A 12,209-nucleotide genomic window follows, 5' to 3' on the forward strand; every position below is an offset into this window, starting at 1 on the left:
GCGAATTCCCGCGCCGCTGAGCGCGTTCATGAGCCGCTCGGTGCCCCCCGGACCGACCATGTTGGCCGCGCGGATCTCATTCAGCTCATCGCAAGGTGATCCAGCGCTTTCGCTCGCCGACCGCGATTGCGCAGCGGATGAAGTCCGAGACGTGCATGCTGCGCTCGCGATCTATGACCTCACCGATCGGGAGCGCGCTCATCATGACGAGCAGGCACGCCGCGATACCATCCTGCCCTCCAGCTCGGCGATGACGGGATGATCAAGTCAGTGCTAGGCTGTCCCTGGACCCAAGGAATCGAGCGACACGCCCCATGACGGCAATCCGCGCAATTGCGCTTGGTTTGATGTTCGGCTGTCTCGTGATGGCAGCGGCTGCTGCCGAGCCGATCTCGCAAGCTGAATTCCACGCCAAGGTCACCGACCTCTACAGCTTCGAGCCGCACAAGCTGGAGCGTGCCGCAATGCAGGCGAAGTCGGCTCAGCTCGATCAGTTCTGGACGATGGCGAAGGCCGATCCGGCAACGACCTTGCCACAGCTGCGGCGCGAGCTGGAAACAGCATCGAACTCGGCGTTCTTCTACTATGATGGAGCCAAGCTGCTGCTCGCCCTCTCGACGGACCGGTCCGACCAGGCGATTGCGCTGCGCGCGATCGCCAAGGCCGATTTGAGGGGGATCCAGCCGACCGACTATGTCAGCACGGTGCACCGGCTTGCGGGCACAGGGCTCGATGCGCGCGAGGCCGCCTTCCAGGTCCTTCCGTTTTCCGATCTCAAGGTGTTCTTTCCGCAGCATGCCCTGACGCTCGGGCAGAACTTCGCACTGATCTGCATGCTGTTTCCGATGGAGGAGAACCTGTTCGTCCCCGACCTGATCGAGAGACTCGGGCGCGAAACTGATCTCAATACTCAGAAGTCGCTGCTATTGGCGCTCTGGTACGCCGTCACGCCGGAGGCGGACGCCGCCCTGCAGTCGTTCGCCGACGGTCAGCGCGACAGCGCCGAGGCTGTCACCTTTGCCAAGGCGCTATTGGACGGCGCAAAGACCACCGACTCTCCCAGCCCGACACAGATAGAGGAACTTCGGAAGGATCGGCGCAAGGTCATGCAACGTCCCATCAGCGATGAGGCGCTGACAGAATTCGACGAACTGACCTTGAAGATCCGCGGCCGGTCGTAACTTTCCGGCAGAAAGCGGATGCACATCCGTAACACCCACCGCGGTGTGTAGCGTGGGCGCGAAGCTTGCGCTCTCCTCAACACGGGGTCGCGGTGGCGCCGTGCCCACCAAGCAAATCATGCGCTTGCTGATGCACGGTGGGCACGCTGCCGCCGCTTCGCAGCGGCTGCTTTGCCCACCCTACGGCAGCTGCGCTCAGCGCGCGAGCACCTCGACCTCGCCGTCGACGCCGTTGACGACGTTGAAGGAGCGTTCGAACACCTTGCCTTCGTTCTTGGCGATGGCGCGGTAGTCGCCTTCGGACAGCACGACCTTGGGGAAGGCGCCGATCGATTCCTTGATCACGTCGCCGCCGGGGTTGATGACCGACCAGGCGGTGTTGGCGAGCGCCTCGCCGCCCTTGTCGGAGACGAGCTTCAGGGTGATGACGGCGGCGCGATGCGTCACCGTGACGTCGGTGAGCTTGCTGGCCTGCACGCGGATGTCGGAGCGCACCACCGAGTTGGCGTCGCCATAGTTCGAGACGATGTAGTAGGTCCCCTCCGGCAGCATCAGCACGTCGCCGGCCGCGACGTTGGGAACGATCGGAGCGCGCTCGCGACCGTCGAACTGGCTGCCCTTGTAGATCGCGAAAGAGATCTGATTCTGCGGGATCTTGCTGGTTCCGACCCGGCCCTCGAGGCGCAGGCCGCCGGCCGGCAGCATGAAGGATTCGCGGTCGGTCTCCGCCTTCAAGGTCACCGTCCTCACGGCGCTGACGAGGCCGAGCGCGACATGGACGACGTAGTTGCCCGGCGGCAGCACGATGTTCGGCGTCGCGCCGCGATCCTCGCGCAGCATCTTGAAGGCGCCAGTCTCGTCCGGCCGGTCGGCGAAGACGCGCCAGACCAGGCCACCATTGATGCCCGGCAGATCCTTGCCGTAGCGCGCCGACAGCGACAGTACGCCCTGGTTCGGCGCCGCCGTAGGAGGCGCGGCGACCGCTGGAGGCGTGACCGGCGCCCCCGGCGGAATCGCGGCCATCGGCGGACCGGGCAACGCCTGCGGCACGGCCGGCGGGGCGACGGGACCGGCTCCAGGACCGGACGGCGGCGCCAGGCTGACGGCGGCGCCGGGATCGGGCACCGAGGCCGGCGGAATCGGCGGCGGACGATCGCTGAACAGTTGCGCCGCGGCTGGCGACGTGACGAGGCTGGGCGGCAAGCATGCCAAGGCGAGCACGAGCCATAGTGGCCCGCTGCGCCGGAATCTGCTGAACCCGCGACCTGTCGTCATCATCCTGCTTTTGACCGAAAACGGGGCAAATTCAAGCCTCTACTGTCAAGTCCGAAGGGAACATCACCGCCCTGCGACGCCGTTGCAGGCGTTCTCGGCCGGGCCGGCGACGGTGCGGGCCAGCGTAGGAGATCAAATCGGCGGCATCGCCTGCCCACGTCAACCGGCATAAAGAATGCTTCTGGTAGGCTTGCCGCGGAATGATGGCGCGGCCGCGGTGTGCGGCCTGCCACCCTGGTTGCAGTGCGTGGAGATGACGGTGCTGGACATGTTGATGGGACGCCGCCAAAGCGGGGGCGATGCCTCCGCCATCGGTCTCGGCACGATCCGAAAGCCGGTCATCGGACTCGCGCTCGGCGGCGGCGCGGCGCGCGGCTTTGCCCATATCGGCGTGATCAGGACCCTGCAGGCGCATGGCATCGTGCCCGACGTGGTGGTCGGCACCTCGATCGGCGCCGTGGTCGGCGGCGCGTATGCGGCCGGCCAGCTCGATGCGCTGGAAGAATGGGCGCGCAGCCTGCAGATGCGCAACGTGCTCGGCTATCTCGACATCCGCCTCAACGGTTCCGGCCTGATCGGCGGCGAGAAGCTCGCTGCCCAGCTCGAGGCGTCGCTCGGCCGGGTCGGCATCGAGGACCTGCCGATGAAGGTCGCGACCGTCGCGACCGAGATCCGCACCGGGCACGAGATCTGGCTGACTCATGGCAGCCTGGTCGATGCGATGCGCGCCTCCTATGCCCTGCCCGGCATCTTCGCACCGGTCCTGATCGGCGACCGCTGGCTGGTGGACGGCGCCATGGTCAATCCGGTGCCGGTGTCGGCGGCGCGCGCGCTCGGCGCCGAGATCGTCATCGCCGCCAATCTGTCGAGCGACGTGTTCACGCATTCGACGACGATCTACTCGCATGGCCAGCCCGTCGAGGTGCCGGAGACGTTGATCGAGAGCACCCCGCCGAAGCGGCGCTTCGGCAAGCTGTTCTCGGCCGAGCGCGCCGTGAAGCGGCAGTTCTTCGGCGGCGGCGGCCGGCCCGGCATCTCTTCGGTGATGGTCGACGCCTTCAACATCATGCAGGACCGCATCACTCGCGCCCGGCTCGCGGGCGACCCGCCGGACCTCCTGATCTCACCGCGCGTCGGCCAGATCGGCTGGTTCGATTTTCATCGCGCGGCCGATCTCATCGCGTTCGGCGCCAGGGCGGCCGAACGCGCGCTGGACTCGATCCACGAAGCGATCGGCCAGACGACCGGAGCCGCCACGCCGACCGGCGGAGCTATGCCGTCTTGATGTACTGACGGAGCGCTTCCTGCTCGGTCTCGTACTCGTTGACGCGCCACTTCACGACGTCGCCGATCGAGATCAGGCCGACCACGACACCGCCTTCGATCACCGGCAGATGCCGGAACTTGCCGTTGGTCATCATCTCCATGATCGCGGCAACCGTGTCCGCCGGCTTGCAGCTGATGACCCTGCGCGTCATCACGCCGGACACCGGCTCGGTGAGGACACCGGCGCCGCGCTCACCGAGCGAGCGCACGATGTCGCGCTCGGAGAGAATGCCCTCCATCCGCGAGCCCGACATCACCAGCACCGCGCCGATCTTGCGTTCGGCGAGCAGCTTGGCGGCTTCGGCGAGTGTGGTCTGAGGCTCGACGCTCTCGACCTTGTGGCCCTTGGTGTCGAGGATCGCACGTACTGTCATTGCTCGTCTCCTTGAGAGGCCGGTGCGCCCTTCTCATCGAGGCATCGTGGCGGCCGATGCTTGCAGCAGTCTTCAGTCAGCGAGTCTTGATCACGTATCGTCAATCACAGTTTGGCAATGCACCCATTGCGCTTGAGTTGCATCGCGTTCTGGTTGCAATGCTCATGACAAACGCCCGGAAACCGGCCGAGACCGCCTGCCTTATTTGTCCGGAATCGTGTTCCGGTTGTATCGGACGCAAATGATGAATGAAATCACCCGCGCTCGCAAGCACGGGATCGCGGCAACTAACTGTCGACCGGCTCGGAAGGCAACGCAGGTGCAACATCATCACGCACATGCGGGATCGGGTCGAACAGCGCAAACAGGACCAAGCCGGCGACGAAGCCGCCGATATGGGCCTGCCACGCTACGCTGGCACCTTCGGCGCCGGGCGTCAGGTCGAAGGCGCCGAACAGGATGTTGACGCCGAACCATACGCCCAGGAAACCGAGCACCCGCGGATTGCGCAGTGCACGCGACAACGACAACGCCGGTACCCGCGCCGCCGCTTCGGCATCGCCGCGATTGAACGACAGGAAGCCGCCGCGGACGAAGGCGAAGCGCATCGCCGCGGCCATCGCGCCCGACACCGAGGCCGAGGCACCGATCATCGGCGCCAGCGCGTGCTCATGGGTGACGAGATGCGCCAGCGCCCCGGCCGCCGCCGTCACCGCCATGAACAGATAGAACCTGACAGCCCCGAAGCGGCGCGCCAGCGCGCTGCCGAACGGCAACAGCCACAGCACGTTGAAGCCGATATGCATCAGGTTGGCGTGCAGCAGCGAGTAGCTGACGAAGGTCCAGATCTTGGCCGGCGTACCGCCCGGAAACGCGCCATCCATGAGGGTGGAGTCGTACCGTTTCGGGACAAAGGCGAACAGGTTGACGATCCAATTGTCCCAGTCGTCGGGCAACACGACACGCAGATGGATCACCGCGATCAGGACGACATAGGCCGTCAGCGCGCGCGGCAGGTTCAGGATCGGTTCCCGCGGCGTGACCAGCGGCGGATCTTGCGTGAGGTCGGACGGGGAATCCAAGGGAACATACGCTTTCGACGGAGAAACAGACCCGTCAGATAGGCGGCTTCAGCCGGCCTGCGCAAGCGCACACATGCAGAGTTGATGAGCGGGGTCGTCGCGGGGATCGCAGGAGAAAGAAAAAGAGGGAGGGTTCTGAGAAAATCGCCCCCTGCGGTTGAGATCATGGCTCCCTTCAGAGCATCAGGTCCGTGAGACCCGCCGAAATTCTTGGAACGGAACGAGATCTGGAAGATGCAAGAAGGCGCCATGAAAAGGCCGTCCGGCGAGACGGCTTTCAGGGCTTGAGTTCGAGTTCGATCAACGCGCGATACCGAGCCGCGCAGCGCCGCGCTTGATCAGTGATGCGACCAGATCGACAGCGCGAGTTTGGTGGACAACAGGGTCTTCCATGTGGACAGCCCGAATCTCGCTCGCAAGCCCGGAGTGGGCGGTGCTCAGCTCGAGCGAGACCCGGAACGGTGCGTCTGCCACCTTACGATATGCCGCATTGAGGTTGAAGCAAGGAATGACGGTCCCGAGGTCGTCGTTATCGGACTGCTCCAGCGGAGCGCGCGCCTTCCTAAAATCGATATCAGCCGGGATACACTCCGAGGTGCGCGTGTAGAAAAGGTCCACCTTTTCGTAGCCATTCGCCAGCTGCAGATCATCAAAGAACCGCGGGTGATAGCAGAAGTACCCGTGGTTGACAGACCCGATGCTGGGGTTCTGATGGACGGACACGCCTCCTACATTCAGAGCGTCGTGCATGACCTTGAACAGGTTCACCTGATTGATGATGTGCTCGGAGGTTCCGAAATTGAGAGCAACGTTGAATGTTCCCCGTTGGTCGCCGCTGACGTCCTCACGATTGAGGTCGAACACCTGCGTTTTGTGCCCCGGGCACACGTCATACGAGACATAGTCGATCGTGGTGTGGCCGAGGAGTTCGGACAGATACAGCATGTCTCGCCCAGGGCGCAGGTAAGACCGTTCTGAAAGATCCTCCGCGACCCCTTGCTGAAGGTCTTGTCCGCCAAATGCGATCACCAATTGCCGCGCATCTTCGACGGTGAGTTCGTGGAGGAACGAGGACCCGATGTCGAGCAGCCGATACCCCGGCTTCAAAATGCCCTTCCTCTGCAGATACCAAAGATACTCTGACTGAATTCCCAACTTACCCCCTCCCGCACACAACCAGAGGGAGAGAGACTACCGATCGTAGCTGGGCTTGCCTAGAGCCGTTCGGAGGACCATGAGGTCCATGAGGATCAGAAGCACGGCAGCATGGGCGTTCCCGCCTCCCGTATTCTGGACGGTGATTGCTGTGGCGGCGCTATGGATCGGAGCGTCGTGATGCCGGGACCACCGGCGCCCGATGCGCCTCTGGATCGCCTTCGTGATCGTGCTCCATGCCGGCACCTCAGCCATGGCATCGTTCACGTGCGGTGGGTCGACTATCAGCCAGACGATCCGTTCGGGATGTGCTTCAGGATGGCACATCGCAAGAATCTTCGCCTCCGCGATCAACCGCGCGACTGATTTGGAAAGCGGGACGGCTCAGGACGAAACCAGCGGCCGCGCGGCGCCACAAAAGAAAAAGAGGGAGGGTTCTGAGAAAACCCTCCCTCGCGAGATCCGCCGGTCTTTTCCGCTGCAGGGAGCCCGGGATTGATTGATCCCCACCCCTCCCCGTCGCGACGACCGGACTTGTTTGACGCCGCCTTCGTGTACCTGCGTCCCGGCGAAGTTTTGAAGTTCCGCCGCGACCTGATGAACGGTTCTTTAACGATCCTCCGGGCGCTGCCAAGCACATCGTTAATTTAACCTTAACGCGCGGAAGCTGGCGACAAGGCTGGCAGGGTCGCACCATCGGCATGGACGCTGCACAGCCCCTCCTGCACAACAAACCAGGGAGGCGCCTGGACGAAAGCGGGACAGCGATGTCCCGGCGACGTCGAGGACGCGAGGGGTCATCCAATGAAACATCCGTCCAATCGCGAGCTGTTCGCCTATTGGAACGCGAAGCGCGGCCATGGCAAGGCGCCGGAGCGCTGCGACTTCGTGCCGTCCGCCGTGCGCGAGCTGCTCGGCGACATCTTCGTGCTGTCCTGCGACGCCGACTTGGGCTTCCCGTTCCGCATGGCCGGCACGCGGCTCTGCGCCCTGCTCGGCGGCGACGTCAAGGACAAGAGCTTCCCGGCACATTTCACCGCGTCGAGCCGCCGCGAGATCGAAGAGATCACCACCGTGGTCGCCGAGGACGTGTTGCCGGCGATCGCCGGCATCAAGGCCGAGGCGCCGGACCACAGCATCGCGCATTTCGAGCTCCTGCTGCTGCCGTTCGCCATGCGCGCGCATGAGCCGATCAGCCTGACCGGCCTGCTCGCACCGTTCGAGACGCCGCAAGGCGCACTCGGCCCGCTGGAGATCGTCTCCTGGCGCTACATCCATCCGCCGGCCGAGCCGATGGTGCCGCGCACGTTGCGCAAGCTCGCGCTCGCCCGCGGCCTGATGGTGTATGAGGGCCTGCGCTAGCAGAAAGCGTCAGGGCGTGCCGGTCAGCGGCGTCACCGGGCTGCCGTCCGGCGCGAACACAGCGATGCGGTCCGACACCACGATGGACGTCAGATCGCGTCCGACCACCAGCGGTCCCTGATAGGTCGTCCGCGTCCGCGCGATCAGCGCGGCCTCGGGCACGTCTTGCACCGGCTTTACCGTGGCAAACACGATGTGCGAGTAGACGGCGAGCTTCGGCTTCGCGCGGGTAAAGATCTGGCCGGCCTCCTCCGGCGAGGTGTGGTGATCCTCGATCGCCCGGTAGGTCGGATAGGTCTTGACCAGATCCGGCTCGATCACCGCGACCTCGTGGATCAGGAGGTCGGCGCCTTCGGCCGCCTTCTCGACCCGCGGATCCGGCTTGGTGTCTCCCGAAAGCACCACCCGCTTGCCGTCGAACTCGACGATGTAGCCGAGCGCCGGCTTGATCTTCTCGCCGTGATTGACCTCGATCGCGCTGACCTTCACCCCATTGCGGTCGTAGACGACGCCCGGGCCGATGTCGGTCGCGGCGAAGGCGACGCCCTCCGGCCCATAGTTCTCGTCCTCGGTGCGAATGCGGATGTCCTCCGAGAACGCCTTGGTGAGATTCTCGGTCATGGCGACCGTCCCTTTCGGTCCGAACACCACCATCGGTGCCTTGCGCGACGCCCAGGGCGTGCCGAGCCAGCCGCTCAGCCACAGGTCAGGCAGGCCGACGACGTGGTCGGAGTGCAGATGGGTGATGAAATGGGCCGTGATGCTGCCGAGCGGGATGCCCTTCTGGAACAGTCGGATGGACGAGCCCCGGCCGAGATCGAACAGCAGCCGCTCGGGTCCCGCCTCGATCAAGGTCGCGGCGCTGAAGCTCGACAGCCGCGGCGTCGGCGTCCCCGTCCCGAGCAGCGTGACCTTGAGGTCGGCGCAAACCGCCGGCGACGATCCAAACGCGGCGCAGGCAATCGCCAGCACCGCACCCACCATGCTCCGCATCGAACCCCTCCCTGAGATGTCATTGGCGCTTCCGCGCGGCAGCCGTTGTAGCAGCATCGCCAGCAACGTCCACGTGGTTGCCACGGCCAACGAGGCGGTGCTGCGATAACGCTGAATTAACCGTGCAGCATTTACTTTCGTTGCCGGATCATCCGGTCCTGTAAAGAGCCGGCTTTGAGTGGCGAAACATGGCGTTGCCGAACAAAAAACTCTCTCTTCCGGCCGCCGAGGAGCGCCGCCGTTTCCAGCGCGTCAAGGTTCACCTGCTCGGCCGCTACATGCTGCCGGACCGGCGTGAGTTTCCCTGCCAGGTGATCAACATGTCGCCGGGCGGGCTGGCTTTGCTGGCGCCAGGCATCGGCAATGTCGGCGACCGCGTGATCGCCTATCTCGACCATATCGGCCGCGTCGAGGGCAAGATCACCCGCATCATCGACAACGGCTTTGCGATGACCATCGGTGCCACCGCGCGCAAGCGCGACAAGCTCGCGGCACAGCTCACCTGGCTCGCCAACCGCGACATCCTCAATCTGCCGGAGGATCGCCGCCACGACCGTATCATTCCGCGCAACCCGATCGCGGTGATGACGCTCGAGGACGGCACCAAGATGACCTGCCGCATCATCGACATGTCGCTGTCGGGCGCGGCCATCGCGGCGGAGAACAAGCCGCCGCTGAAATCGCAGGTCATGCTCGGCCGTGTGCAGGCACGCGTGATCCGCAATCTCGAAGGCGGCTTCGCCATCGAGTTCCTGCACGCGCAACTCGCCGAAACGCTCGAAGAGAGCGTTACCGCGCGGTAAAGCCGAAAGCCGCGCAAATCCCGCAACTTCACGGAGCACACGGCGCCCGCCACCACGGGCGCCGTGTGCCGTTCGGCGATCGCACGCCTCGTCCAGCGCAGTTAACAATCGACCTGAAGAGCGCGCCCGACGCTGCAATCACAGCGGTTCCCGGCTTAATGCACAGCCTTTGAATCAAACCCGATTGATTCAAATTTTAAGCGAATTCGATTCAAGAGAAGTACGAATTATCCCTTTGTTTTACTTGGATTTGCGTCAAATCCATCGTGGCGATTTAGCGGCAGCGAAAAATCTTTGTGAGACACATGGTCCCAACGAAAACGGGGGCCAAAATGGTCAGGCGGACGGGACAGATCAAAGCGCTGGCGGCGGGCGCCATGCTGATGGCGATGGGCGCGATGGCGCATGCCGGTGATGACCGGGTGCTCTATGCGAGCCTGGGCGACACCACGCGGGCCCCGATCGGCTGGATCGAGTTCTGCACCGAGACTCCCGAGGAATGCCGCGGCGGCGCGTCGCAGCCCCGCGACATCGTGCTGTCCCAGACGGCGTGGCGGGATCTGATAAAGGTCAACCGTTGGGTCAACGAGAACGTCAAGCCGATCACCGACATGGACCATTGGGGCGTGGTCGAGAAATGGTCGCTGCCGTCGGACGGCTACGGCGACTGCGAGGATTACGTGCTGCTGAAGCGCAAGCTGCTGATCGATGCCGGCTGGCCCCGCGAGGCGTTGCTGATCACGGTGGTGCGCGACAAGAAGGGTGAGGGACATGCCATCCTCACCGTGAAGACCGACAAGGGCGAATACGTTCTCGACAATCAGAGCGAGAGCGTCGTTGCCTGGACCGAGACCGGCTACCGCTTCGTCAAGCGGCAGTCGCAGAGCGACCCTAACGTCTGGGTCTCGCTCGGCGACGGTCGCCCGGCGGTGGCCACCGCCAGCGCCCGCGAACGCTAAGGCGTTCGAGAACGCTGAAGCGTTCGAGAACGCTGAAACAGAGGCGACACAGGAATTCGAGTTACGCGACCCGGTCACATCCCCACCCCTCCCCGTCCCAGACCGGTTCGCGCGCGGCCAGGCCTCCCCCAAGGCCTGGCCGCACCTTTTTGGAGCGCACGATCGACGCGCCGCGCAAACTTGTTTTGGCCTTGCTTGCCATGTACGTCCGCGAGCGGCCGGCGTATCCGGCGGAGCTTGTCTTCTCGTGGCTGTCCAGTTTAGGTTGCCGGCATGATCATTCTGCGATGCGCGACGCTGCTGGCCGCAGCCCTGACCCTGGCGAACTGCTGCATGTCGGGCACCGGCTGCTCGGGCCCGATGGCGTCTGCCAGCGCGCCGGCGGCTGAACCGGCCATGGCTGCCGCGCCGAAAGTGGTAACGGCACAGCCGGTAGCGGCGGAAGCCGATTGGGATGGCCGGGTCGCCTCCTCCGAGACCGACACCGAGATGGTGATGGAGCCGGATGTCGGGGGCGCGCGCAAAGGCGGCAAGCGCCGCGATTCCCGAGTCGACGCAATGTCCTCGCAATCGACCGGGCGCGGCCGCATGAGCTGGGAGGACGAGCAGGCGGCCGACCTTGCCGACGAGGCCCGCCTGAAGCAGAAGCTCACGATCTGCCGGAACTGCGGCCCCAACCAGTAAAGACCGCCTACGCCTCCCTGTCTGCCGCGTTCCGAAATGTGGAACCGCGCCATCCCCGGCAACGCCCTGCCACCTTTCAGTCTTGCAGGCCTCTCTTTTGTCGGATTTCCTAATCAAATCTTGACGGCGTGCTCGTCCGCTAGACGCACGACCTGCGCCTCGAGCGGATAAGGTTCTTTGCTCGAATTTGTCCGCGCCTTCCGTTTTGGGAGGAGCGATCGAGAAGCTTTTTTCGATTGAGGGTGGTTTCGTGATGAATCCGGTGACCCGCGACATCAGGCTGTATGGCGACACGTCCAGCCCCGTCGCCCTCAGGAGCTCGCAGCCGATCGCGCTCGCGGCGGCCACCTTCGTGGTGCTCGTCGCCGGCATTGGCGGTATTCTGTTATGGCGCGCCAATGGCGGCTCGCCTCCGGAGGTCGAACGCGGCGCCGTGACGCGACAGCTGCAGGCTCGCACGGTGCAGGCGTCGGAGCAGCTCGTCGAGAAGACCAGGGGTCTCGAAGCCACGCAGCAGGAATCGATCGATCAGCTGCAGCTCATGCAGGAGGAGTTGCAGACGATGCGTCGGCTGCTCGCCACGCAGCAGGCCGACACCAAGCGGCTGTCGGAGCAGGTCTCGACGCTGCGCGACTCCATCGACGGCTTGCGCCAATCGTTCGCCAGCACGCAGTCCTCGGACCAGGCCTCTGCCCCGCCGCGCAACCGAAGCATACGGGCCCGCGCCCACGCCAGCCGCAGCGGCCACCGGCATCGCCGCAGCCGGTCCTGACACGAGGCTGTACAATTCCTGCCGAAATTTCCCGGGCCCTTGTGAAGTGTTTCACAAATGTCCGCCACGATTCAGGCCATCTTCATCGTACCGGATGGCGAGCCAATTTCAGGATGGCACAGGGCCAATTTCAATATCCGGGGCTGGCAAGGTCGTTGGCGTCATACTGCGCCGACGGCCTTGTTCTTTCAGCACCCCGCTTTCCGCGGTGCGGGAGCTGGAATGGCCGGCCCAGACACGGCT

General features: G+C 64.5%; 14 protein-coding genes. 9 read left to right on the forward strand and 5 right to left on the reverse strand.

Annotated features, from left to right (window positions below; all coding sequences use genetic code 11):
- The first annotated feature begins 28 nt into the window (after positions 1-28).
- Together ACQR07_RS19675 and ACQR07_RS19680 are read left to right on the forward strand one after the other, a co-directional pair.
- Entirely contained in the window at positions 29-262 is a 234-nt protein-coding gene (locus ACQR07_RS19675; RefSeq protein WP_434903837.1) for a hypothetical protein, read from the forward strand.
- 52 nt (positions 263-314) lie between these two features.
- Entirely contained in the window at positions 315-1,181 is an 867-nt protein-coding gene (locus tag ACQR07_RS19680; protein WP_434903838.1) for a hypothetical protein, read from the forward strand.
- Between the two features lie 195 nt (positions 1,182-1,376).
- Here ACQR07_RS19680 and ACQR07_RS19685 read toward each other — a convergent pair whose 3' ends face one another.
- Positions 1,377-2,459, reverse strand: coding sequence for a hypothetical protein (locus ACQR07_RS19685; RefSeq protein ID WP_434903839.1), 1,083 nt, complete (start codon positions 2,457-2,459; stop codon positions 1,377-1,379).
- A gap of 256 nt (positions 2,460-2,715) precedes the next feature.
- On the opposite strand from ACQR07_RS19685, the gene ACQR07_RS19690 reads away from it, so the two are divergent.
- Positions 2,716-3,741 (forward strand): patatin-like phospholipase family protein, encoded by a 1,026-nt coding sequence (locus ACQR07_RS19690; protein ID WP_434903840.1) that lies wholly within the window; start codon positions 2,716-2,718, stop codon positions 3,739-3,741.
- Here the strand turns inward: ACQR07_RS19690 and ACQR07_RS19695 are convergent.
- From ACQR07_RS19695 to ACQR07_RS19705, 3 genes are all read right to left on the reverse strand, one after another.
- Positions 3,728-4,156 (reverse strand): CBS domain-containing protein, encoded by a 429-nt coding sequence (locus tag ACQR07_RS19695; protein ID WP_434903841.1) that lies wholly within the window; start codon positions 4,154-4,156, stop codon positions 3,728-3,730. The two genes, ACQR07_RS19690 and ACQR07_RS19695, sit on opposite strands and share 14 nt — an antisense overlap.
- A 287-nt stretch (positions 4,157-4,443) precedes the next feature.
- On the reverse strand, positions 4,444-5,238 hold the full coding sequence (locus ACQR07_RS19700) for a rhomboid family intramembrane serine protease (RefSeq protein WP_434903842.1): 795 nt from the start codon (positions 5,236-5,238) through the stop codon (positions 4,444-4,446).
- Between the two features lie 300 nt (positions 5,239-5,538).
- A complete protein-coding gene (locus ACQR07_RS19705) occupies positions 5,539-6,393 on the reverse strand; it encodes a hypothetical protein (protein WP_434903843.1) in 855 nt (284 codons plus the stop codon).
- Between the two features lie 202 nt (positions 6,394-6,595).
- Here ACQR07_RS19705 and ACQR07_RS19710 point away from each other — a divergent pair, with 202 nt between their 5' ends.
- Both ACQR07_RS19710 and ACQR07_RS19715 read left to right on the forward strand, forming a co-directional pair.
- The gene (locus tag ACQR07_RS19710; RefSeq protein WP_434903844.1) at positions 6,596-6,892 is read left to right on the forward strand and encodes a hypothetical protein; all 297 of its coding nucleotides are present in this window, start codon (positions 6,596-6,598) and stop codon (positions 6,890-6,892) included.
- A 305-nt stretch (positions 6,893-7,197) separates the two neighbouring features.
- Positions 7,198-7,755 carry a PAS domain-containing protein gene (locus ACQR07_RS19715; RefSeq protein WP_434903845.1) on the forward strand — a complete coding sequence of 186 codons (558 nt, stop codon included), beginning with the start codon at positions 7,198-7,200 and terminating at the stop codon, positions 7,753-7,755.
- Positions 7,756-7,764: 9 nt separating this feature from the next.
- Here ACQR07_RS19715 and ACQR07_RS19720 read toward each other — a convergent pair whose 3' ends face one another.
- Entirely contained in the window at positions 7,765-8,748 is a 984-nt protein-coding gene (locus tag ACQR07_RS19720; RefSeq protein WP_434903846.1) for an MBL fold metallo-hydrolase, read from the reverse strand.
- A 188-nt stretch (positions 8,749-8,936) separates the two neighbouring features.
- Between ACQR07_RS19720 and ACQR07_RS19725 the strand changes: the two genes are divergently transcribed.
- From ACQR07_RS19725 to ACQR07_RS19740, 4 genes are all read left to right on the forward strand, one after another.
- Positions 8,937-9,551, forward strand: coding sequence for a PilZ domain-containing protein (locus tag ACQR07_RS19725; RefSeq protein ID WP_434864710.1), 615 nt, complete (start codon positions 8,937-8,939; stop codon positions 9,549-9,551).
- Between the two features lie 332 nt (positions 9,552-9,883).
- Entirely contained in the window at positions 9,884-10,510 is a 627-nt protein-coding gene (locus ACQR07_RS19730; RefSeq protein ID WP_434903847.1) for a transglutaminase-like cysteine peptidase, read from the forward strand.
- Positions 10,511-10,783: 273 nt separating this feature from the next.
- Positions 10,784-11,194, forward strand: a complete 411-nt coding sequence (locus tag ACQR07_RS19735; protein ID WP_434864713.1) for a hypothetical protein — start codon at positions 10,784-10,786, stop codon at positions 11,192-11,194.
- A 253-nt stretch (positions 11,195-11,447) separates the two neighbouring features.
- On the forward strand, positions 11,448-11,966 hold the full coding sequence (locus ACQR07_RS19740; RefSeq protein WP_434864714.1) for a hypothetical protein: 519 nt from the start codon (positions 11,448-11,450) through the stop codon (positions 11,964-11,966).
- The last annotated feature ends 243 nt before the right edge of the window (positions 11,967-12,209 follow it).

Source organism: Bradyrhizobium sp. HKCCYLS20291, assembly GCF_051167715.1.
Taxonomy (GTDB): Bacteria; Pseudomonadota; Alphaproteobacteria; order Rhizobiales; family Xanthobacteraceae; genus Bradyrhizobium.

Coding starts and splice junctions, on each gene's coding strand:
- ACQR07_RS19735 (WP_434864713.1), top strand. CDS start 10,784: ATGATCATTCTGCGATGCGCGACGCTGCTGGCCGCAGCCCTGACCCTG.
- ACQR07_RS19720 (WP_434903846.1), bottom strand. CDS start 8,748: ATGCGGAGCATGGTGGGTGCGGTGCTGGCGATTGCCTGCGCCGCGTTT.
- ACQR07_RS19725 (WP_434864710.1), top strand. CDS start 8,937: ATGGCGTTGCCGAACAAAAAACTCTCTCTTCCGGCCGCCGAGGAGCGC.
- ACQR07_RS19710 (WP_434903844.1), top strand. CDS start 6,596: ATGCGCCTCTGGATCGCCTTCGTGATCGTGCTCCATGCCGGCACCTCA.
- ACQR07_RS19715 (WP_434903845.1), top strand. CDS start 7,198: ATGAAACATCCGTCCAATCGCGAGCTGTTCGCCTATTGGAACGCGAAG.
- ACQR07_RS19730 (WP_434903847.1), top strand. CDS start 9,884: ATGGTCAGGCGGACGGGACAGATCAAAGCGCTGGCGGCGGGCGCCATG.
- ACQR07_RS19680 (WP_434903838.1), top strand. CDS start 315: ATGACGGCAATCCGCGCAATTGCGCTTGGTTTGATGTTCGGCTGTCTC.
- ACQR07_RS19685 (WP_434903839.1), bottom strand. CDS start 2,459: ATGATGACGACAGGTCGCGGGTTCAGCAGATTCCGGCGCAGCGGGCCA.
- ACQR07_RS19675 (WP_434903837.1), top strand. CDS start 29: ATGAGCCGCTCGGTGCCCCCCGGACCGACCATGTTGGCCGCGCGGATC.
- ACQR07_RS19740 (WP_434864714.1), top strand. CDS start 11,448: ATGAATCCGGTGACCCGCGACATCAGGCTGTATGGCGACACGTCCAGC.
- ACQR07_RS19695 (WP_434903841.1), bottom strand. CDS start 4,156: ATGACAGTACGTGCGATCCTCGACACCAAGGGCCACAAGGTCGAGAGC.